This window comes from Achromobacter sp., assembly GCF_057314935.1.
The window spans coordinates 37741-58530 of sequence record NZ_DBHKZA010000001.1; the positions used below are offsets into that span (position 1 = coordinate 37741).

General features: G+C 65.3%; 17 protein-coding genes. 11 read left to right on the forward strand and 6 right to left on the reverse strand.

Translation table 11 applies throughout. The annotated features are described in order from the left end of the window. The first annotated feature begins 33 nt into the window (after positions 1 to 33). Positions 34 to 999 carry a Bug family tripartite tricarboxylate transporter substrate binding protein gene (locus tag ACO6D5_RS00205; RefSeq protein WP_485824276.1) on the forward strand — a complete coding sequence of 322 codons (966 nt, stop codon included), beginning with the start codon at positions 34 to 36 and terminating at the stop codon, positions 997 to 999. Between the two features lie 56 nt (positions 1000 to 1055). Here the strand turns inward: ACO6D5_RS00205 and ACO6D5_RS00210 are convergent, their stop codons facing one another. After that, positions 1056 to 1427: a tRNA-binding protein gene (locus tag ACO6D5_RS00210; RefSeq protein ID WP_315526621.1), complete on the reverse strand. Its 372-nt coding sequence runs from the start codon at positions 1425 to 1427 to the stop codon at positions 1056 to 1058. A gap of 74 nt (positions 1428 to 1501) precedes the next feature. After that, positions 1502 to 2320 (reverse strand): aminotransferase class IV family protein, encoded by an 819-nt coding sequence (locus ACO6D5_RS00215; protein WP_485824277.1) that lies wholly within the window; start codon positions 2318 to 2320, stop codon positions 1502 to 1504. A gap of 111 nt (positions 2321 to 2431) precedes the next feature. Here ACO6D5_RS00215 and gcvA point away from each other — a divergent pair, with 111 nt between their 5' ends. From gcvA to ACO6D5_RS00245, 6 genes are all read left to right on the forward strand, one after another. Then, positions 2432 to 3355: a transcriptional regulator GcvA gene (gcvA, locus tag ACO6D5_RS00220; protein WP_485824278.1), complete on the forward strand. Its 924-nt coding sequence runs from the start codon at positions 2432 to 2434 to the stop codon at positions 3353 to 3355. A 166-nt stretch (positions 3356 to 3521) separates the two neighbouring features. Beyond that, positions 3522 to 4121, forward strand: coding sequence for a nitroreductase family protein (locus ACO6D5_RS00225; protein ID WP_315526624.1), 600 nt, complete (start codon positions 3522 to 3524; stop codon positions 4119 to 4121). 235 nt (positions 4122 to 4356) lie between these two features. After that, positions 4357 to 5412 carry a diguanylate cyclase gene (locus tag ACO6D5_RS00230; RefSeq protein ID WP_315526625.1) on the forward strand — a complete coding sequence of 352 codons (1056 nt, stop codon included), beginning with the start codon at positions 4357 to 4359 and terminating at the stop codon, positions 5410 to 5412. 60 nt (positions 5413 to 5472) lie between these two features. Further along, positions 5473 to 5901 carry a VOC family protein gene (locus ACO6D5_RS00235; RefSeq protein ID WP_485824279.1) on the forward strand — a complete coding sequence of 143 codons (429 nt, stop codon included), beginning with the start codon at positions 5473 to 5475 and terminating at the stop codon, positions 5899 to 5901. A 139-nt stretch (positions 5902 to 6040) separates the two neighbouring features. Then, positions 6041 to 7222 (forward strand): COG3904 family protein, encoded by a 1182-nt coding sequence (locus tag ACO6D5_RS00240; protein WP_485824280.1) that lies wholly within the window; start codon positions 6041 to 6043, stop codon positions 7220 to 7222. A gap of 34 nt (positions 7223 to 7256) precedes the next feature. After that, positions 7257 to 8087, forward strand: coding sequence for a lysozyme inhibitor LprI family protein (locus tag ACO6D5_RS00245; protein WP_485824281.1), 831 nt, complete (start codon positions 7257 to 7259; stop codon positions 8085 to 8087). 52 nt (positions 8088 to 8139) lie between these two features. On the opposite strand, the gene ACO6D5_RS00250 is transcribed toward ACO6D5_RS00245, so the two are convergent. Further along, positions 8140 to 9126 (reverse strand): tripartite tricarboxylate transporter substrate-binding protein, encoded by a 987-nt coding sequence (locus tag ACO6D5_RS00250; protein WP_315526629.1) that lies wholly within the window; start codon positions 9124 to 9126, stop codon positions 8140 to 8142. Positions 9127 to 9184: 58 nt separating this feature from the next. Beyond that, on the reverse strand, positions 9185 to 10606 hold the full coding sequence (locus tag ACO6D5_RS00255; protein ID WP_485824282.1) for a CoA transferase: 1422 nt from the start codon (positions 10604 to 10606) through the stop codon (positions 9185 to 9187). 101 nt (positions 10607 to 10707) lie between these two features. On the opposite strand from ACO6D5_RS00255, the gene ACO6D5_RS00260 reads away from it, so the two are divergent. Then, a complete protein-coding gene (locus tag ACO6D5_RS00260; protein WP_315526631.1) occupies positions 10708 to 11628 on the forward strand; it encodes a LysR substrate-binding domain-containing protein in 921 nt (306 codons plus the stop codon). Here the strand turns inward: ACO6D5_RS00260 and ACO6D5_RS00265 are convergent. Further along, positions 11600 to 12370, reverse strand: coding sequence for a substrate-binding domain-containing protein (locus ACO6D5_RS00265; RefSeq protein ID WP_485824283.1), 771 nt, complete (start codon positions 12368 to 12370; stop codon positions 11600 to 11602). The two genes, ACO6D5_RS00260 and ACO6D5_RS00265, sit on opposite strands and share 29 nt — an antisense overlap. Before the next feature lie 191 nt (positions 12371 to 12561). Here ACO6D5_RS00265 and ACO6D5_RS00270 point away from each other — a divergent pair, with 191 nt between their 5' ends. The 3 genes from ACO6D5_RS00270 to ACO6D5_RS00280 all read left to right on the forward strand — a co-directional run bounded on the left by ACO6D5_RS00270 (position 12562) and on the right by ACO6D5_RS00280 (position 20313). Continuing rightward, complete coding sequence (locus ACO6D5_RS00270; RefSeq protein ID WP_485824284.1) at positions 12562 to 18549, forward strand: DUF3320 domain-containing protein; 5988 nt, start codon at positions 12562 to 12564, stop codon at positions 18547 to 18549. 335 nt (positions 18550 to 18884) lie between these two features. Beyond that, the gene (locus ACO6D5_RS00275) at positions 18885 to 19607 is read left to right on the forward strand and encodes a DUF4377 domain-containing protein (protein WP_485824285.1); all 723 of its coding nucleotides are present in this window, start codon (positions 18885 to 18887) and stop codon (positions 19605 to 19607) included. 172 nt (positions 19608 to 19779) lie between these two features. Continuing rightward, positions 19780 to 20313, forward strand: coding sequence for a phosphonate degradation HD-domain oxygenase (locus ACO6D5_RS00280; protein ID WP_315526635.1), 534 nt, complete (start codon positions 19780 to 19782; stop codon positions 20311 to 20313). A 28-nt stretch (positions 20314 to 20341) separates the two neighbouring features. On the opposite strand, the gene ACO6D5_RS00285 is transcribed toward ACO6D5_RS00280, so the two are convergent. Next, the gene (locus ACO6D5_RS00285) at positions 20342 to 20773 is read right to left on the reverse strand and encodes a hypothetical protein (protein WP_485824286.1); all 432 of its coding nucleotides are present in this window, start codon (positions 20771 to 20773) and stop codon (positions 20342 to 20344) included. Positions 20774 to 20790 lie beyond the last annotated feature (17 nt).

The window sequence follows — 20790 nt, forward strand, 5'->3', positions numbered from 1 at the left end:
CGGCATGGATAACAAAACCATTCGGAGACAACCATGACATCGACGTTGCGCCGCTTGTTCGGCGGCTTCCTGCTGTGCCTGCCGTTCGCGGCGATGGCGCAGTTTCCCAATGGCCCCGTACGCCTGAATGTGGGCTTTCCGCCGGGAACGGGACCGGACATCGTGGCCCGCACGCTATCGCAGCACATGGGGCCGCTGCTGGGCGAAAGCGTGGTGGTGGAAAACAAGGTGGGCGCGGGCGGGCAGATCGCCGCGCAGACGGTGGCGCGCAGCCCGGCGGACGGCCAGACCCTGCTGCTGGGCGAGGTCGGTTCCATCAGCATTTCGCCGGCTACCTATCGCAACTTGAACTATGACCCGCCGCGGGACTTCGCGCCCATCTCGGAAGTCGTACGCGCCGACTTCGTGCTGGTGGTGCCGGCGGATTCGCCCTATCAGGATCTGGGCGCGTTCATCGACGGGGCCCGCAAGGCATCGGACCGCCTCAATTTCGCAACCTTTGGCGCGGGCACCCCGGGGCATTTCGGCGCCGAGCTATTTGCCCGCGAAGCCGGCATGAAGATCGAGGCCATTCATTACCGCTCCACGGGCGACGCCGTGTCAGGCCTGGTGTCCGGCGCGGTCCAGGCCGCCTTCGTGACGACGGCGCTGGCGGTGCCGCAGGTGCAGGGAGGCAAACTGCGCGCGCTGGCGATCACCGGGGCGCAACGCTCTCCCGCTTTAGCCGCGGTGCCGACGTTTGCCGAACGCGGCTTGCCCGCGATCAATTTCGGCGCCTGGTTCGCGCTGTTCGCGCCTGCCGGCACGCCGGACGTGGTGCTGAACCGATTGCAGCGGGACAGCGCGCAGGCGCTGCGCCAGCCTGCGGTGGTGCGCAGCCTGGGCGAGGCCGGTTTCGTGGTGGTCGGGTCCGACCGTCAAGCGTTGCAAACTTTGCTGGCGTCGGAATCCAGGCGCTGGTCAGACGTGGTGAAAGCGACGGGATTCCGCGCGGATTGAATCGCGCGAGGGCAGGCTTCGGCGGATAGACCGCTGCGGTCTGCCGGAAGCCGCGGTCAGGTCAGCCGCGTGCCGTTGGGCACCTGGTCGTCCGGCACGGCCAGCACGATCGCGCCGGCGTCGTCGGCAAAACCCAGCACCAGCACTTCGGAGCGCATCGGCCCGATCTGGCGCGGCGGAAAATTCACCACGGCCATGACGCGCTTGCCTGTCAGTTCTTCCAAGGCGTAGCGCGCCGTGATCTGGGCCGAACTTTTCTTCACGCCCACGCCGGCGCCGAAATCGATGGCCAGTTTGTAGGCGGGCTTGCGCGCTTCGGGAAAGGCTTGCGCGGTAACGATGGTGCCGATGCGGATGTCGACCTTCATGAAGTCGTCGAAGTCGATCGGGTCGGCGGGCGGGGTGCTGGGATCTTGAGTGAAATGCATGGGAACCCTCTGGTCGGGGAGGGCCGATTATAGGAAACGGCCTCCGGACGGCGCAGGGGCAGCCGCCAGCGCGTTCAGGGCGATACCGGCGTCTCCGCCTGAAAGGCCGCATGCAAAAGTTCGACGAAGCGGGGCGCGGCGGGCAAGGCGGCCGCGCCAATCCGGTTCACCGCCACGCCGGGCGTCCACGAGTTCATGACGACCGCGCCCCGCAAGTCTTGCACGCTGTCCGGCGTGACGGCCTGCAGCCGTTGCGGCACGCCCATCCGATCCAGTTGGCGCCGTACGATGCCCAGGGTCGTGCCGGTCAGCATCGCCGCATCCGGCCACACGACGGCCTCGCCGTCCCAGAATGCCAGGTTCCAGATGGAGGCCTCGCTCAGCCGGCCTTGCCGGTCCACGAACGCCGCATCATCGAAGCCTTGCGCGGCGGCTTCGCGCAAGAGGTAGGTCTTGGCTACCTCGCCCACATGCTTGACGGAAGGCAGCATCCGCTCATGCGGAATCGCCGCCAGCGCCAGCGGGCCGCTCGGGCCGGTGGCGGGCGGCCCGGTCCGCACCAGCAGTTCGGGCTGCACCTCGGGCCCCGCCACGGTGAATTCACCGGCGGGCGAATACACCGTGGCCACCAGCGAGACATCCGCCGGCCCGGCCTGGATCGCGGCCCGCAGCGCCGTCAGGATCTGCTCGTCAGGCAAAGCTTGCCCGTACATCCTGATCGACGCCGCGCGCAGCCGCGCCAGATGCAGGTCCAGCCCCCGCACCTGCCCGTCCCGCACCTGCATGGCGGTGAAGTGGGCGTAGCCGGCAAACGCCAAGGGCGTCAGGTCGTGCGCGGTGGCCGGGCGGCCATTGCGATGCGCGACGAAGGAAGTGGGTGGGTTGGCCGGCATGGGGGAAGCTCCTGGAGGGGGTTGATCATCAAGTGCTTCTACTATCCCCCGTTGAATCTCCCGAGGGAAACGAGTAATTTTCATTCAATCATCAAATTTTGCTTGAAGATCATGAATCGACTGCTGCCTGGCACGCGCGCCCTTCGTACCTTTGAAGCCGCCGCGCGCCACCTGAACTTCACGCGGGCCGCCGATGAGGTCGGGCTGACGCCTGCTGCCGTCAGCTACCAGATCAAAGAGATCGAAGACCAATTGGACATCGTGCTGTTCACCCGCAGCAGCCGCAACATCCAGTTGACGCCCGCCGGCGCGATCCTGTTCGAAGCGGCCGCCGATGCGCTGCAAACGCTGCAGCGCGCGGCCGCCAAAGCCAGGCGCGTGAGCCGCGGATCCGAACATCTGCGCCTGTCGGTGGGCGCGCGCTTTGCCACCAACTGGCTGCTGCCCCGGCTGCCAACGTTTCGCGCCGCGCATCCCGGACTGGACTTGACGTTCGACATCAGCGACGAGGTGCGGGATTTTGACGCTGACGACGTGGATGTCGCGATCCGTTTCGGGGCAGGGAAATACCCGGGGGCGATCGCGCATCGCCTGTTCCATACCGTGGTGGTCCCGGTATGCAGCCCGGCGTTGCTGCGCGCCGGTCCGCCGTTGAAGACGCCGCGCGACCTGTTCGCGCACACGCTTTGCTACGTGGACTGCAAACCGGGTGGCGTGGTGTGGCCGAACTGGCCAATGTGGATGGCGGCGGCCGGCATCGATGGCTTTGACGACAGCCGCAGCGTCGCCTTCACCGAATCCAGCCACGTGGTGCAGGCCGTGATCGACGGTGGCGCGGTGGGGCTGGTGGAATGGGAGCTCGTGGACCGGGACGTGCAGGCTGGTCGCTTGGTCCGGCTGTTCGACGTGGGCGTGCGGGTGGCGCCGGAGTACGCCTATTACCTGGTGCACCCGGCGGGCGCCGCGGGGGATCCCCGCGTGCAGGCGTTGCGCGAATGGATGCTTGCGGCCATTGGGCAGCAGGCGCGGCAATAGCGTCGTGTGCTCATGCTATCCGCGCAATTGGGTTCATGAATAGAACAGTTTGTTCCGACCCCAATCCCCGGATTTTTGATTGGAATGGGTTTTCCGGTCACGGGCCTGCCGGTAGAATCGCCTCGCATACCACCCCTCTATCTACTGGTCGAAAGGTCATATTCTTATGAGCAACGCTTATCTCGACGCCCTCAAGAAGCGCCGCACCCAATATTCGCTGGGCCGCAACCTGTCGGCCTCCAAAGAGGAACTGGCGACGCTGATCCAAGACGCGATCAAGCACAGCCCCTCGTCGTTCAATTCGCAAAGTTCGCGCGCCGTCATCCTGTTCGGCGCCGAAAGCATCAAGCTGTGGGACCTGGCCATCGAAGCCGTGCGCAAGGTTGCGCCCGCCGAAGGCTTTGACAAGACCGAAGCCAAGCTCAAGAGCTTTGCCGCCGGCGTGGGCACGGTGCTGTTCTTCGAAGACCAGGACGTCGTGCGCAGCCTGCAAGAGAAGTTCGCCCTGTACGCCGACAATTTCCCGGTGTGGTCGGAACAAGCGGGCGGCATGGCCCAGCTGTCGGTCTGGACCGCGTTGGCCAACGCCGGCGTCGGCGCCAGCCTGCAACACTACAACCCGTTGATCGACGGCGTCGTGGCCAACGAATGGAAGATCCCGGCGTCGTGGAAGCTGCGCGCGCAAATGCCGTTCGGTTCGAACGAAAACGGCTTCGGCGACAAGGGCTTCATGGACGACGCCGAGCGCTTCCGCGTGATCGGCTGATCGGATTATTTCGGGCGCTGACCGGCGCCCGGCATCGTCAACCGATTCAAACCCGCATTGCCCGAACAGGGGAATGCGGGTTTTCCATTTTTTACGGAGTGCGACCATGCGGCAGGCGCCGTAATACCCGCCGTAGGCGCAGTGCATAATGGCAGCTGACCGGCCCGGTCCCGTCCCAGGGGCAGGGCTGCAAATACTGCCGCATCTATAAGCGCGCGATTCGAGGAGATTGCTGTTGGATCCGATACTCGCCGGACTGTCGACTTCCCTGCCTCAGGCCAAATCGGTCGAGCAACTGACCCGCCCGTTGCTGGACATGCTGGGCAGCGTGACAGGATTGGAATCCACGTATCTCACCTCGATCGACCTGAAAGCCGATGTGCAGCACGTGCGCTTTGCGCGCAACGTGGGCGATCTGCAAATCCCCGAAGGCTTGTCGGTTCCTTGGTCGGACACCCTGTGCAGGCGTGCGCTGGAAGAAGGCCGCATGTGCACCAGCGATGTCTCCCAGTGCTGGCCTGATTCCGATGCCGCCCGCCAGCTTGGCATCCAGACGTATGTCAGCGCGCCCGTGCGCACCGACGAAGGCATGCTGCTGGGCACGCTGTGCGCCGCCAGCGCGCAGCAGCACCAGATCGCTCCGCAGGCGGAATCCGTATTGAAGCTGTTCTCCAACGTGATCGCCAACTTCCTGGAGCGCGAGCTCTTGATGGAACAACTGCACGCCGCCAATGTCCGCCTGATGTCCTACGCGTTGACCGATACGCTGACCGGGCTGCCCAACCGCCGCGCGCTGTACGAAGAGCTCGAACGCCTGGAAAAGCGCGCCCTGCGCGAAGGCGGCAGCGTGCTGGTTGGCGTGATCGACCTGGATGGCTTCAAGGGCATCAATGACACGTACGGCCACCAGCAGGGCGACGTGTTCCTGCAGGAGGTCTCGCGCCGGCTGGCTGGCACGCTGCGCACGTCGGACATGCTGGGCCGCATCGGCGGCGACGAATTCGTGCTGATCGGCCCCGGCCCCGCCATCGAACGCGGCAATACGGGCCCCGGGGGCGAAGCTCTGCGCGGCGAAGCCGAAGACGCGGCCCGTTCGCTGGAGGAACGCGCGATGGCGGCCACGATCGGCCGGTATCAACTGGGCGACGCGGTGGTGCCCTACGAGGGCGCAAGCGTCGGCGTGGTGGCGGTGGACCCCCGCGGCCTGGACGCCGAGGCGGCGGTTCGGCTGGCCGATGCGCGCATGTACGAGGTCAAGCGGGCGCGCAAAGGGGCGCGGACGATACATTGAATTCGGGCGCGGCCGGACGGCGCTATATTGAGGCGGTCCCCCTGCAACCTGGAGCGCTCCATGCAGACCAACGAACTCCACCGCGGCCGCCTGATCGATCACATCCAGTTGGTCGTCCGCGATCTTCCCGCCAGCCAGGCGTTCTATCAGGCCGTGTTTGATGCCCTGAAGGTGCCGATGGGCGGCACGGGCGACGGGTATTTCTGGGCCGATGAACTGTTCGTCTCCACCGCGGACAGCGCGGCGGCGCAAGGGCAGCTGACCGGGCGCCACCATCTGGCCTTCCAGGCGCAAGACCAGGCGATGGTCGACGCTTTTCATCAAGCGGCGCTGGCCCATGGCGGCACGGATAACGGCGCGCCCGGATTCCGCAACTACCACCCCGGGTACTACGGGGCATTCGTGCTGGACCCCGACGGCAACAACATCGAAGCCGTATTCCACGGCGTAGCCCATCGCAGCGCGCCCTCGGTCAAAGTGACTTTCTGACGGCCAGGTCTTCCCGGCGACATGCGCCGAGCGGCGAAGACTGATAAATTTGCGCCTCTCAGGGATGCAAGGGGACGTCATTGCCTCGCAGCCCAGGCCGGGAAACGCCCGTTTCCCTACTTGCGATAGAACAGAACCGATGCTGAAAAGAAAACTAACGGCTTTTGGAGTGGGCGTGGCGCTGTCGCTGGGCGCCATGACCGCCGCCTCGGCGCAGGCCCGGGCGCCCGCGCAGCCGCAGCCGGCCGAGGAGGCCGAGCGCTATGGCCCGTTCGTCTATTTCCCCAGCGCGCCCGACTTGCTGATCTATCACACCGGTGTCGGCGCCAACGACATGCTGCACCTGAAAAAGGCGCTGCGCGAGCATCCTACGATCGCCACCCTGATTCTGCAGAACAATGGCGGCGGGCTGGTGCATATCGGCCTGGTCGTGGCTGAGGAAGTCTACGAGCGCGGGTTGAATACGTTCATCCCCAAAGACAGCTATTGCGCGTCCGCGTGCGCATTCGTGTTCTTCGCCGGCCGCCAGCGCCTGGCCGAAGGCCGCCTGGGCGTGCACCAGATCTCCGCGCCGGAAATGACGGGCGAACAGGCCCAGTTCGGCGTGTCCGACATCGTTGCGACGCTGCCGAAATATGGCGTGTCGGCGGACGTGCTGGGCATCATGTTCAGCACGCCGTCCAAAGAGATGTACTTCTTCAAGCCGCAGGAAATCGCCAAGTACGGCATCAACCGCACGGGGCAGACGCAGGTCGCGCAAAATGGCGCGCCGCGCGCGGCCACGGGCGGCAGTCCGAATAATGCATCGGCAACCGCATCGGCGCCGGTGTTGCCGCCGCCCTCGCAGCCTGTGCAAACGCCGGCTCAGACCGCGCACACGGGGCCGGCCCCGGTGGCCAATCCGTATATGGAAAAAGAAACGGCGCCTGCCGCCATTTCCGACGAGCAACGGGCGATCAATGCCGCCGCGCTGATGATCCAGACCGGCGCCGGTCCGAATGAAGACGCGATGAACTTCACGCGCGAGTTCTATGCGGATACGGTCGACTACTTCAAGAAGAAGCGCCCCAAGTCTGAGATTCTGGCGGACAAGAAGGCATATTTCGCCCGCTGGCCGATTCGCCGCTTCGTGGTGGACCAAAGTTCGCTGAAGGCGAACTGCAAGGACCAGATGTGCCTGGTGATGGGCATCTACGACTACACCGTATCCAGCCCGGCACGCGGCAAGACCGCCTCGGGCACGTCGAACTTCACGTATGTGCTGGACTTGCGCAACCGCTACCGCATCGTGATGGAAGACAGCGAAGTCATCAGCCGCTAAGCCGACCCGGCTGGCCTTTGGAATAGAGAACATCATGCAATCTGGATTCCCCGCAGCAAGGGCTTTGCTTCTTGCCGGACTGTTCGTGGCGTCGACGCCCGCGCTGGCGATCAATTGCGCGAAGGCCGGCACGGCCGCCGAAAAACTGATCTGCTCGGACAAGAAAACGGTAGCGGCCGATGCCGAATTGAACCGGGCCTATCAGGCGATCCTGAAGCAGGCGCCCGACGCCGAGATCCGCACCATGCTGGTGGACAGCCAGAAGCGCTGGATCGAGGCGCGCGACAAGGCGCTGGACCATCTGATCTCCGACCCCGATGCCCTGGCCGACGACAAGACCGTGGGCGAGGTCGCGCGGGAATTGATCAGCAGCCGCACGGCGCAGTTCAAGGAAGCCCGGAAGGGATCGTCCACGCCGGAAATCATCGACCGCGCGGTGCAGCAAAAGCAGTTCCAGGCGCAATTCACCGGCGGCGCGTTCGCGGGCTACTGGACGTCTTGCGACGTGCTGCCGCGCGATTACGAGTATTACGGCTGCTTCGCGATTCGCCACTACCAGAACAACGACCGCATTTGCTCGGTGGACGAATCCTGGGCTTCGGGCGCCGTCTATACCAAGCGGTATGTCGCCAATGTGGTGGGCGGCAAGCCGCGCGTCATCGCATCCTGCTCGTTCAGCAGTTCGGACGAGGCTTGCGCCAGCGTCGGAGACACTCAGGCGAAATGGAACCGGCAACCTGAACAGCCGGAATATGTCTATGCGTCCAAGCCGCTGCCAAAAATCGACGGGGAGATCGACGGGTCGGACGATTATGAATGGGCGAAAGCCTGCCTGACGGATTCCGCGTTTCCAGGCGCGCAGTAACCGCCAGGCGGCTGCGCCCGGAGCGCCCTTGAGCGCACCGGGCGTGGCCCGATCAATTCTCGGCCTTCAGGCCCAGCCGTTTGATCGTGTCGCTCCAGCGGGAATATTCCGCGGCCACATACTCCTGGCAAGCCTTCGGGTCCTTGTCCATCAGCTCGGCGCCCTGGAACCGCAGGCTTTTCTGCACCTCGGGGTCTTTCAGGGATTCCTGCAGCACCTGGTCCAGCTTGGCCAGGATGGCGGGGTCGGTGCCCTTGGGCGCGATCAGCACTTGCCAGGTGCCGGCATCGAACCCCTTTAGGCCGGGCACCGCTTCGCTCAGGCTGGGCACGTCCGGCAAGCTGGCTGAGCGCTTTTCCGACGTGACTGCCAGCGCCCGCGCCTGGCCGTTCTGAATGAAGGGCATGGCGCTGTTGAACGAGCCGGAATACATGAAATTCACGTTGCCGCTGACCAGGTCGGTCAGCGCCGGGCCGTTGCCTTTGTAGGGCACGTGCTGGATATCCAGGCCCATGCGGTTCGCGATGTCCATGGACACCAGATGATCGATCGCCCCATTGCCTGACGAACCCTGGAAGTACTTGCCGGGATTCGCCTTGACCGTGTCGTAGAACTGGGTTGCGGACTGTTGGTCCATGGCCTTGTTCGTCAGCAGGATCAGCGGCACGCTGACGGAGCAACTGGCGGTCAGGAACGCCGTCTTGGGGTTCAGGTCATCGCGCCCGAACAGAGGCGGCGCCGTCGTGATCGAGGACGTGCCGTACAGCAGCGTGTAACCATCAGGCTTGGCGCGCATCAATTCCGCCGTGCCGATATTGCCGCCCGCACCCGGCTTGTTTTCGATGATGATGGGCACTTTCAGTTTCTGCGACACGGTCTTGAACAAGACCCGGCCTATCGCGTCGGTGGGACCACCGGGTGCGAAGCCGATGATCAGCGTGATGGGCTTGTTGGGATATCCGTCGGCCGCGTGGGCGCCGCCCGCCATACCCAGGATGGCAGCGGCCGCAAGCGTGCGGGTGACTCGTTGAATGTCCATGATGTCTCCTCTGCTTTTTTTCTAAGGATGTAGCGTCGTCGATCTGCAAGCGGCGGCGCTACAGCCACTGCGCCGGATGCGCGCCGTTTGGCGCCGGCGGCAGAACCCAGGCCGCGCGCGTCCGCGAAAACTGCGCCACGGGCGGAAACTGCTCCAGCACGCCATAGGCGGATTCGCGGCGTTCCAGGAGGGGATTGAGTTCCAGCGCAAAATGGCGTCGCGGCTGCGCGGGGTCGAAGTCGGTCAACAGCCCAAGGTCCTGCACCCACATCGACGTGCGGGCCAGCGACACCTTGACGTGGTAACTGCCGCCTTCTTGCGCGCGGCGTATCAGCGCTTGCATGACGCCGGTAGCGCCCAGATACCCGGTCAGATAATCGTTCAGCAAATAGGGCGGCACGACGCGAGGTTTGCCCTTGCCGCCCTCGCGCACCGAAATGCCGCTGACGGTCTGGCCCAGTTGTTCGAAGCCGCCGCGTTGCCCCCACGGCCCCTCGTCGCCAAACGCGGTGACGGTGACATAGATCACGCCAGGCCGGATCGCGGCGGCGTCTTGCGGACCCAGGCCGCGGTTGCGCATGCTGCCCGGTCGCCACGACTGCACGACCACATCCGCGCCGGCGATCAGGTCGCGCGCCGCCTGCAAGCCGGTCGGCGCATCGAAATCCAGGAACGCGGAGCGTTTGCCGATGTTGGTGTCCACGGTTTGGCGAAACGGGTCCTGCATGGCGGGCGAGGTAATGCGCAGGACGTCGGCGCCGTGCTCGGCCAGCGAGCGCGCCACGACCGGTCCGGCGATGACATGGCCCAGATCCAGCACGCGCAGCCCATCCAGGGGCCGGACGTTTGCGCGGGCGGGTTCCGGTTCGCTGTCGGCGATCTTGACGACTTCAACCGCCGACAGGTCGGCCAGCAGCCTGCCCTGGGGATGGCTTAGCCACGCGTCTTGCGAACGTGCATAGACGCCCGGCAGCTTGCGTTCGGCAAATGCCGTTTCCAGATCGTCGCCGTTCCAACGTGCGATGGCCTTGGCGAGTGCCGCATTGGTGTTCGCGCAATCCAGTACCTCCAGCACGCCGTCGCGCAAATGCGGGTATGAGCCGATAGGGAAGAACCAGCGGTCGTCGGCGGTTTGATAGAAATCGGCCTTCAGTTCCGTCAGCAGCGATAAGGCCGGCAGCGAAAATCCGCTTTGCGTCTGAAAATGCCCGGGATTCAGCGAGCAGGCTGCCTGCATCCAGTCGATGGCCATGGTCTGGTGCTGGGCGGTCGCCATGTGATGCCAGCGTTCTATGGTCAACGCATACGCGCCGATGGCGCTGGCGGCGGCCACGGTCAATTTATGCGGGGAATCGAATCGCGGGCTGACGCCATGGAAACGCAGGCGGCGTTCGGGGGACTCTTGCTGGGTCCAATCGCGGCCCAGCAGCGCGGCGATGGCGCCATAGGCATCTTGGGCCTGGATGTTTGTCTCGCTCATTGTTCTATCCGGACAGGCGGTAATGGGAAGCCCAGTCTAGAAGCGCCTATTTTTCGTGTCCAACATATAATTCAATACTCTGTAAGACGATAATTATCTTTATGTTGAATAGCCGATTGCTGCGCCAATTCATCGCCGTGGCCGAAGAGTTGCATTACGGCCGCGCGGCCCTGCGTGTCGGGATCGCGCAGTCGCCGTTAAGCCAGGCCATCCAGAAGCTGGAATCGCACGTGGGTACGCCGCTCTTCGTACGCAACAAGCGCAGCGTCGCGCTCACGCCGGCGGGCACGGTATTCCTTGAAGAGGCCTACCAATGGCTGCGCTATGAGCGCGTGGCCGTCGAACGCGCCCAGCATGCGGCCGGCGGCGACATCGGCCAGTTGTCCCTGGGGTACATCGGCAGCGCCGGCTATGGCTTCATGCCCGACCTGATCGGGCAGTTCCGGCGCGACTATCCCCAGGTCAAGCTGCGGGTGTTCGAAATGACCACGCGCGACCAGCTGGAACGCATCAAGGGGCGATACCTGGACGTGGGCATGTTGCGCACGCCGCTGGCAGACGACGAAACGCTGCTGGCGTCGATGCGCTACCAGCACGACCGCTTGATGTGCGCGTTGCCGCACACGCACCGGCTGGCAAAGCGCCGGTCTGTCGCGTTGAAGGAACTGGCGCACGAATCGTTCGTGGCCTTTACGCGCCAGCATGTGCCGGCCGCGCACGCGCAATTGATTTCCGCGTGCGCCACGGCCGGGTTCTATCCGCAGATCGACCAGGAAAGCGCGCAGATCGGCAGTGTGATCTGCCTGGTCGCGGCGGGCTTGTCCGTGGCGCTGATCCCCAGCAATCTACAGTCGTTGATCCATCCGAAAGTCAGCTATGTGCCGCTGTCGGATACGACCGAATTCCTGAAGCAGGAAGTCGGCCTGGCCTGGCGCCGCGACGACGCGAATCCGGCGCTGGCGTCGTTTCTGCACGTGGCGGCGCGGCTGTCGGTCAGTCCGTCTTCCATCCCCACTTCTTGAAGATGGCCTTGCCGTCGGCCGACGCCAGATAATCCACAAAGGCCTGCGCCTGCGGGTGGTTCTTGCCCTGCCGGGTCACCACCGCGCCGGCGTCGCGATAGATGCGGTAGGGCTCTTCGATTTCCACCACGCTGGCAAGCGTGGGGTTCGACACCTGCCAGATGTTCCAGATCAACCACGCGTCGATGCTCTGGTCTTCGGTCCACTGGGTACGCGCCATGGCGCTGTTGGCGGCTTCGGGCAGCACCAGATTGGCGCGGAATGCGCGCACGGTGCCGATATCGCCCAAGCGGCCGGCCACGTCTTCCCACAGGCCGGTCTGCCCGGCGCCGGACACGGCCATGACCTTGATTCCCGGTTTGAGCAGGTCCTTGAAGCCGTTGATGCCCTTGGGGTTGCCGGGGCGCACCAGGATCGCCGACGGGCGCAGGTACAGCGTGCGGGCGTCGCGCAGGTCGAACACGCCGGGCAGGGCAGTGGCGAAGCCGCTCATCATGTTCTCGGCGCCGCTGAACAGCACGTCGGCATCTTGCTTGGCCTTGTCGGCCCATGCCGGCGTGGGGCCGGCGGTGACGTTGACGGTGAGGCCATGGGTCTTGCCGAATGCCGCCGCGGCTTCCTTCATGGCGGGGGCGGGGCCGCCGGGGCCGTACACATTCAGGTCTTGCGCGGCCCATGCGGAAGTGGCGGCCAAAGAGGCCAACACCACCATGCCGCTGGCCAACGTTCTGAACGACTTCATATCCTTTACCCTCATTCAAGTGTCTTCGATCGGCGCCGAAACGCGGCGTGCCAATACGATTGACGCTCGCGCACACGCGAATATTCCGCCTGTAATGACTGTTACCCGGCGCCGCCATTCGATACGGCTTTAGAATTCGTCCTTGCAGATTAGAAATGGGGCCAGCGCCCCGTATTCGCAGAGAGATATCGATGGATAAGCGACAAGACCTGGAACCGCCGGCGATCCAGGAAGGCGCGGCGCATGCCGCCGGGTTGAACACGCCCGACGCCATCGCCCTCACGATCGAATCGGACCCGACGCTGGGCTACGCGTCCATCCAGAATGCCGTTCCCGTCGTCCGGTCCCTGCGCTTGACCAACCGTACGCCGCAGGCCTTCGAGAACATCGAAGTGCATATCCGCTGCAATCCCGCTTTCGCGCAAAGCGTGAAGCTGCGCTTCGACAAGTTGGCGCCGGGCGAAGTCCGCCGCATCTCGCCCTTGGACCTGACGCCTGACCATGCCTACGTAGCCGACTTGCAAGAGGCCGTGCGCGCCAGCATCGACGTGGCGGTGCTGGCCGGTACGCAGGAACTGGGCCGCGCGTCGCAGCCGATCACCGTCCTGGCCTATGACCAGTGGGCCGGCACGCGGGCCTTGCCTGAACTGCTGGCCGCGTTCTCGATGCCGAACAATCCGGCGGTGGACGTGCTGATCGGCAAGGCGTCCAAGCTGCTGCGCGCGCAGCATGCCGATTTGCAGATGAACGGCTACCAGTCCAAGAGCCGCGATGTGGTCTGGAAGCAGGTGTCGGCCATCTACAGCACGCTGGCCGCGGAATCCCTGCATTACGCCGAGCCGCCCGCGTCCTTCGGCGTGGATGGCCAGAAGATCCGCACGCCGGACCGCATCATGGAAGCTCGCGTGGCCACCTGCCTGGACCTGGCCATGCTGTTCTCGTCCTGCCTGGAGCAGGCCGGGCTGCGCCCGGTCATCCTGATGAAGGACGGCCATGCCTGGGTCGGCGTATGGCTGCATCAAGCGTGTTTCGCAGACCCGCTGACCGACGACGTGCAAGCGGTGCGCAAACGCGTGGACAGCGGCGAATTCCTGGTGTTCGAAACCACCGGCATCGCGCAGCATCCGAACTTCCGCCCGTCCCTGCGCCTGGCGCTGGAACAGGGCGCCGCCCATCTGCGGGAGGAAGACACGTTCCGCTACGCCATCGACGTGCACCGTGCGCGCGAACTGCAGATCAAGCCCTTGCCGTCGCGCGTGCTGTCGGTAACGCCGGGCGGCGCGGACGACGTCGAACGCCCCGCGGCCATCGAACCCACGCCCGACCTGCCGCCGCTCGACCCCGAGTTCGTCATCAGCCTGGAGCCCGCCGACGATACGCCTGAAGGCCGGCTGGCCAAGTGGAAATCGCGTTTGCTGGACCTGACGCTGCGCAACCGGCTGCTGAACTTCAAGCTGACCAAGTCCACGCTGCCGCTCGTCGTGCCCGACCTGGGCCGGCTGGAAGACGCCATCGTCGACGGCAGCGAATTCCGCATCCGGCCCTTGCCCGCCGCGCTGATGGAAGGCAATGACCCGCGCGTGGCCGACGTGCACCAGAGCCGGGGCGGCCGCGCGCCGTTGGACGACATGGCGCTGGAGGCGCTGGGCAACAAGGAACTGATCGCGCGCGTCACCCAGGAGGCGCTGGACGCCAATCTGCTGGCCATCTTCGGCGCGGCGCGCACCGGCCTGGAAGAGGGCGGCGCCAACACGCTGTACCTGGCGATGGGCATGCTGCGCTGGACGGAAAGTCCGGGTGCGGAAAGCGCGCACCTGGCGCCGCTGATCCTGGTGCCGGTGTCGTTGCAGCGCCAGTCGGTGCGCAGCGGCTTCCGCCTGGTCCGCCACGACGACGAGACCATCATCAACCCCACGTTGCTGCAGATGCTGCGCAACAACTACGAACTGCGCATCCCGGGCCTGGACATCCTGCCCGCCGACGACAAGGGCGTGGACGTGGCCCGCGTGCTGCAAGCCTTCCGTCTGGCCGTGCGCGAGATCGCCGGCTGGGAAGTGCTGGACCAGGTGCACCTGGGCATCTTCTCGTTCACGAAGTACCTGATGTGGAAGGACCTGCAGGACCGCACCGAGCAACTGAAAGCCAACCGCGTCGTCAAACACCTGATCGATCATCCGGGGCAAGCCTTCGCGAAGGAACCCCTGGATGCGCGCTTGGACCGGCTGGACGACAGCTACAAGCCCGAAGACCTGCTGACCCCGCTGCTGTCCGACTCGTCGCAGCTGAAAGCCATTTGCGCCGTCGATGCCGGCCGCGATCTGGTGCTGGAAGGCCCGCCGGGCACCGGCAAGAGCCAGACCATCACCAACCTGATCGCGCACCTGCTGGCGCGCGGCAAGACGGTGCTGTTCGTGTCCGAAAAAATGGCCGCGCTGGAAGTCGTGCACCGTCGGTTGGCCAACATCGGCCTGGGTCCGTTCTGCCTGGAGCTGCATTCGTCCAAGGCGCGCAAAGCCGAAGTGCTGCAACAGCTGGGCAAGGCGCTGGATCACAGCGGCCAGCGCACGACGGACGACTGGGCGCGCGAGGCCGAGCGCCTGTCTGTGCTGCGCCAGGACCTGAACGGACTGGTTGACGCGCTGCATCACGAGCATCCAAACGGCCTGACGGTATACGACGCCATCGGCACCTGCATCCAGAACGCCGGGCGCGAGCCGTCGCCGATGTCCTGGCCGCACGGGCAGGCGCACGAGCGCAGGGAGCTCGCGCAACTGCGCGAGACCGCAAGGCGCATGGCGACCTTGTCTGGCGAACTGGGCACGCTGCTTGGCCACCCGCTGGCGCACATCGGCATGGCCGAGTGGAGCCCCAGTTGGCAGGATGCGCTGCTGGCGGCGGCGCAGACGCTGGATCAGGCGATTGCCGGGTTCCAGCAGCACGTCGCGGCGGCAGGCGAAGACCTGGGCGTGCCGGCTGCCGGCCTGAGCCTGGACGCCTATGCCAGGCTGGACCCGTTGATGGACGTGCTGCTGGCCGCCCCGCAAGTGCCTCTCGGATTGGCTGGGCAAGCGCACGATCCTTCTGCCCGCGTCCAGGTGCAGGACATGGTGCGCCACGGGCTGGCGCGCAACGCGCACTGGGCGCAAGTGGGGGCGCAATGGAACGCGCAGTTGGCGGAAGTGGACGCCAATGCGCTGAAGGCTGAATGGCTGGCCGCGTGTTCGTCGTGGTGGCCGAAGTCCGTGTTCGCCAAGGGCGGCATCCGCAAGCGCCTGGCCGCCTACCGCACGGATTCCCAACGCCCGGACGACGCGGCGATCAGCGCGGTGCTGACGCCGCTGGCGTTGGTCAATCTCGAAGATCGCGAGCTGGCTGTCCTGAAGGCCGACGCTCAGCGTCTGCTGCAGGATGCCTACACGGGTCTGAGTACGGATTGGGATCAGGTCCAACGCCACGAGCAATGGGCGCAGCGCTTTGCCGACGCCGTCACGCGGGTGGCGGGCGATGCTGCCGTGGCCGCCGATTTGCGCACGCGGCTGCAGCCGCTGGTGGGCGAGAACCGCGCCTTGCTGCAACCGGGCGCGGCGTTGGCCAAGCGCCTGGCCGACTGCCGCAACGCGTGGCGCGTCCTGCAAGACAGGATCGCCGACGTGGACACGCTGGCAAAGCCCACCGAGGCGCTGTCGGGAGGCACGGATGCCAATGGCGCACTGGAACGCATCCAGGGCGTCCTCGCCGGCTGGCGCCACAACAGGCAGTTCCTGATGCCCTGGTGCGTGTGGCGCGAAGCCCGCGAACAGGCGATCGGCGCGCAACTGCAAGGCCTGGTTGCATCGCTGGAACAGGGGCGCGTTCCCCTTGCGCAGGTCGAAGCGCATTTTGAATTCAGCTACCGCAATTGGTGGGTGAAGAAGGTCATCGACCATTCGCCGGTGCTGCGGTCATTCTCCAGCGCCGACCACGAACGCAAGATCCGCGAATTCCGCGATGCCGACGACCGATTCCAGAAACTCACGTCGGCCTACATCGCCGCCCTGCTGGCCGGCAAGGTGCCCGCGGGCAACGGCATCCTGGTCAGCCCGGACAGCGAATTGGGATTGCTGCGGCGCGAGCTGCAGAAGAAGGCCCGCCACGTTCCCGTGCGCCAGCTGATGCAACGCCTGCCGTCGCTGTTGCCCAAGCTGAAGCCCTGCCTGCTGATGTCGCCGTTGTCCGTTGCGCAGTACCTGGACGCGGGCCATTCGCAGTTCGATGTCGTGGTCTTCGACGAGGCGTCGCAGATTCCCGTGTGGGATTCCGTCGGCGCCATCGCGCGCGGCCAGCAACTGGTGGTGGTGGGTGATACCAAGCAGCTGCCGCCCACCAGTTTCTTCAGCAAGTCCGCGCCGGAAGAGGACGGCGCCGGCGACGACGGGCAGGTCGAAGACCTGGAGAGCATCCTGGATGAATGCCTGGGCGCCGACATGAACCGTCTGCGCCTGCAGTGGCACTACCGCAGCAAGCATGAAAGCCTGATCACCTTCAGCAACGTGACCTACTACGATTCGCAGCTGATCACCTTCCCGTCGCCTGTCACCGACGACGTGGCCGTGCGCCTGGAAAAGGTGGCGGGCGTCTATGACCGGGGCGGCAGCCGCACCAACCGGCGCGAAGCCGAAGCCATCGTGCAAGGTATCGAACAGCACTATCTGGACAAGTCGCGCCGCCGTCAGACGCTGGGTGTGGTGACCTTCAACCAACCTCAGCAATCGCTGATCGAAACGCTGCTGGACGCGCGCCGCCGCGCCAATGCCGAACTGGACAAGGCCATCTCTGCCCAATCGCGCGAACCGCTTTTCATCAAGAACCTGGAGAACGTGCAGGGCGACGAGCGCGATGTCATCTATTTTTCGATCACCTTTGGCCCGGATGCGGCGGGCAAGATGACGATGAACTTCGGGCCGTTGAATGGCGAGGGCGGCCATCGCCGCTTGAACGTCGCGATTTCGCGCGCGCGGGAAGGCGTGGTGATCTACAGCACGCTGATGCCGGAACAGATCGACCTGTCCCGCGTGCGGGCGACAGGCGTGCGGGACCTGAAGCACTACCTGGAGTTTGCGCTGAAGGGGCCGCGCGCGCTGGTCGAGCAGTCGTTGCCCACGGGGCGCGAGCCGGATAGCCCGTTTGAGACCCAGGTTATCAAGGTGCTGCGCAATCACGGTTGGACCGTGCATCCCCAAGTGGGATGTTCGGGATACCGGATCGACATGGGCGTGGTGGATCCGCGCGCGCCGGGCCGGTACCTGATGGGAATCGAATGCGATGGCCGCGCCTACCATTCCGGCGCCACGGCGCGCGACCGCGACCGTCTGCGGCAGGTCGTGCTGGAAGGGTTGGGATGGCGCCTGCACCGGGTCTGGTCGACCGACTGGTGGATCAACCCCGAACGTGAAGTGGAGAAGATCCTGGCCCGATTGGATGCGGAGCTGCAGCGCAAGGCCGACGAGGCGCTGGAAGAGGACGAGGTGGAGGAAACGGTTCAGGCGAACGCGCCGGACGCAGGCCCCGCCGTGGCGTTCGTGATTACGACGGAAGAGGGCGCTTGGGCGGCCGGGATCGGCGCATCGGCCGACGCCGGCATGGCGGGCGGGTTCGAGGTGTACCCCCTGGCGGCGCTGGACGGCGGGGATTCAGACGCGTTCTACAGCCGCGCCAACAACGGCCAGGTGACCGAACAGCTGCGTGCGGTGATCGAGACCGAAGGGCCGATTGCCGAAACCGTGCTGCACCGTAAGGTGGCGCGGGCCTGGGGCCTGGAGCGCACGGGCGTCAGGATCGTCGAGCGGCTGCGCGCGCTGACGCCGATGGACGTGGGGCAGACAGAGGAAGGCGAAGCCACCTTCTACTGGCCGGCAGGCGTGAAGCCCGAGGAATGGACGGGCTTTCGCGGGGCAGGCGAAGACGAGGCGACGCGCCGTCGCGTCGACGACGTGTGCGTCCAGGAACTGGCCAACGGCGTCTTGCATGTGTTGGCGATGACCGGAAACTCACCGAAGGCAGATGTGATCAAGTCGGTGTGCAGGATGCTGGGAATGGCACGGACCTTGGCGGAGGCGGAAAGCCGGGTCGAGCGGGCGGTGGCCGGTTTGGCGCAGCGCGGCCGGGTGCAGGAAGAGAGGGGGATGCTGCGGGTCGGGTAGGTCGACGGCGTAAGGTGTCAGACTGTAAACGCGCGCAGGCCGTCAGCGGCCTGTCAGGACAAGCCTTCATTCCTGTCCGCGCAGCAGGGCAAACAGCTTGCCGCGGCGCGCAGCCTTCGCCGTCCGGCCGCCTTGCGGCCGGCAAGATTTTGAAACGGACTGGCGGCTTGTCCGCCAAATTCGTCCACGCTGCGAACGTAGAATCCCGTTTTTCATCAGTGCCATCCGGCTTACAGGAACGAACCATGAAAAAAATAATCCTCCTTGCGTCCGCATGCGCCGCGCTGCTTCAAGCTTGCGCCCCGGTTTCCTCCCCCAGCGAAGGATCGTCCTCCATGCCCACTCCTACCGCCACGTCGCCCGCCAGCCAATTGACCCTGCCTGCCTACTACTGGCGCCTGGCTTCCGCTACCGATGCCTCGGGCAAGCCGGTTGCCGCGTTGCAGAAGGGGATCGAGCATCAGCTGCGCCTGACCTTCTCGAATGACGCCCTGAACATCCGCGGCGGCTGCAATGCGCAATTCGGCGGCTACCGCTATCAGAATGGCGTGCTGCATGTGAATAACCTGGCGTCCACGATGAAGGCGTGCGAACAAAGCCTGATGCAGCTGGATGCCGAGATCAACGAGCGGATGAAGGGCGACCTGCGCGCCACGCTGTCCGGCGATACCGCCGAGCCCGCGTTGGAGCTGGTCGCGCAGGATGGCACCGTCCTGAAGTTCGTTGGCGAGCCCACGCCGGAGACGCTGTACGGCAGCGCCGGCGAAACCATCTTCCTGGAAGTCGCCGCCAAGAAGGCGGAATGCAGCCATCCGATGATCTCCAACTACCAGTGCCTGATGGTGCGCGAGCGCCGCTACAACGACGCGGGCGTGCAGCAGCCGACGCAGGACAAGTGGCATCCCCTGTACCAGTCGATCGAAGGCTTTGAGCACAAGGACGGTGTGCGCACCGTGCTGCGCGTGAAGCGCTACGACTGGAAGAATCCGCCCGCCGACGCGCCGTCGAAGGTGTATGTGCTGGATATGGTGGTGGAGCAGGACGCGGCGAAACGGTAAGCGTCGCTATTCTTGGCGGCGCCGGACAGGAACGTCCGGCAAGCGGTGCCAGCCCGTGGTTTCAGCGATGAAATGACGGCCTGGCACTTTTTTATTTCATTGCCATCTAGTCATCTAGATGTCATTGTGGCTGGATATCGTGTCGAGTATCTGCCGCCCGCGAAGGACTCCCATGCTGACTCTGCCCTACATCGAAAGCCTGTTCGCCCACCATGGCGCCGCCTACTACGGCGGAGAGCGCATCAGCCAGACCGAGCACGCGCTGCAGTGCGCGCAGCTGGCGGAACAGGCCGGCGAGTCCGAAGCGGTGACGGTGGCCGCGTTGCTGCACGATATCGGCCATCTGATGCTTGCCGAGAGCATCACGGCCGACATGCGTCACCAGGAAGTCGGCGCCGATGCCCTGGCTACGCTGTTCGGCGACGACGTCACCGCTCCGGTGCGCCTGCATGTCGCGGCCAAACGCTACCTTGGCGTGATCGACCCCGCCTATCTGGACACCCTGTCGCCCGTTTCCGTGCATAGCCTGGCGCTGCAGGGCGGCGTGTTCACTCCCGAACAGGCCGAGGCCTTCGCCGCGCAGCCGCACGCGCTGGCCGCCGTGCGCTTGCGCCGCTATGACGACCTGGCCAAGGTGGTCGGGCTGTCGACGCCGCCGCTTGAACATTATGTGCGGATGGCCGAGCGCTGTCTGCGGGCAGGCTAGCGGGCCCAGTTCTTGGGGCCGTCCTGCGTCACCGCCGCCTTGCGCGGGCTCGCAGGTCGTCGCGCACTGCGGCGTAGCTGCAGTAGCGGGCGAAATCCCTCTTGGCGAACGCCAGGTACAGCCCCGTCGCGATCATGAAGGCGCTGAAGATCGATACGTACAGCAGGCGATCGGGGGCGTCCTGCAGCAGCCCTAACCCCAGGTACAGGTTGAGGACCCCGAAGCCCAGCAGCAGCGCCATCAAGATCCAGCGCGCCCACGGGCTGCCGCGGTACAGCCACGCGAGCAAAAGCGCGGGCAGCAACAGTTTCTTCACCGCCGAGAAATCGCCTTGCAGCACGGCCAGGATTTCGTAGCTTAGGGCGGCCAGCGTGCCGGCCAGAACGATGAACCAGAAGCGCCGTTCGCTGGGCTGCCGGCGCTCGGCGGGTCGGGTGCCGGTAAGGGTTCTTTCGGCCATGCGGTCTCCATTAAAAG

Excerpts from the sequence above, each read along its gene's own strand:
- ACO6D5_RS00205 (WP_485824276.1), top strand. The coding sequence starts at position 34 with ATGACATCGACGTTGCGCCGCTTGTTCGGCGGCTTCCTGCTGTGCCTG.
- ACO6D5_RS00210 (WP_315526621.1), bottom strand. The coding sequence starts at position 1,427 with ATGCATTTCACTCAAGATCCCAGCACCCCGCCCGCCGACCCGATCGAC.
- ACO6D5_RS00215 (WP_485824277.1), bottom strand. The coding sequence starts at position 2,320 with ATGCCGGCCAACCCACCCACTTCCTTCGTCGCGCATCGCAATGGCCGC.
- gcvA (WP_485824278.1), top strand. The coding sequence starts at position 2,432 with ATGAATCGACTGCTGCCTGGCACGCGCGCCCTTCGTACCTTTGAAGCC.
- ACO6D5_RS00225 (WP_315526624.1), top strand. The coding sequence starts at position 3,522 with ATGAGCAACGCTTATCTCGACGCCCTCAAGAAGCGCCGCACCCAATAT.
- ACO6D5_RS00235 (WP_485824279.1), top strand. The coding sequence starts at position 5,473 with ATGCAGACCAACGAACTCCACCGCGGCCGCCTGATCGATCACATCCAG.
- ACO6D5_RS00240 (WP_485824280.1), top strand. The coding sequence starts at position 6,041 with ATGCTGAAAAGAAAACTAACGGCTTTTGGAGTGGGCGTGGCGCTGTCG.
- ACO6D5_RS00245 (WP_485824281.1), top strand. The coding sequence starts at position 7,257 with ATGCAATCTGGATTCCCCGCAGCAAGGGCTTTGCTTCTTGCCGGACTG.
- ACO6D5_RS00250 (WP_315526629.1), bottom strand. The coding sequence starts at position 9,126 with ATGGACATTCAACGAGTCACCCGCACGCTTGCGGCCGCTGCCATCCTG.
- ACO6D5_RS00255 (WP_485824282.1), bottom strand. The coding sequence starts at position 10,606 with ATGAGCGAGACAAACATCCAGGCCCAAGATGCCTATGGCGCCATCGCC.
- ACO6D5_RS00260 (WP_315526631.1), top strand. The coding sequence starts at position 10,708 with ATGTTGAATAGCCGATTGCTGCGCCAATTCATCGCCGTGGCCGAAGAG.
- ACO6D5_RS00265 (WP_485824283.1), bottom strand. The coding sequence starts at position 12,370 with ATGAAGTCGTTCAGAACGTTGGCCAGCGGCATGGTGGTGTTGGCCTCT.
- ACO6D5_RS00270 (WP_485824284.1), top strand. The coding sequence starts at position 12,562 with ATGGATAAGCGACAAGACCTGGAACCGCCGGCGATCCAGGAAGGCGCG.
- ACO6D5_RS00275 (WP_485824285.1), top strand. The coding sequence starts at position 18,885 with ATGCCCACTCCTACCGCCACGTCGCCCGCCAGCCAATTGACCCTGCCT.
- ACO6D5_RS00280 (WP_315526635.1), top strand. The coding sequence starts at position 19,780 with ATGCTGACTCTGCCCTACATCGAAAGCCTGTTCGCCCACCATGGCGCC.
- ACO6D5_RS00285 (WP_485824286.1), bottom strand. The coding sequence starts at position 20,773 with ATGGCCGAAAGAACCCTTACCGGCACCCGACCCGCCGAGCGCCGGCAG.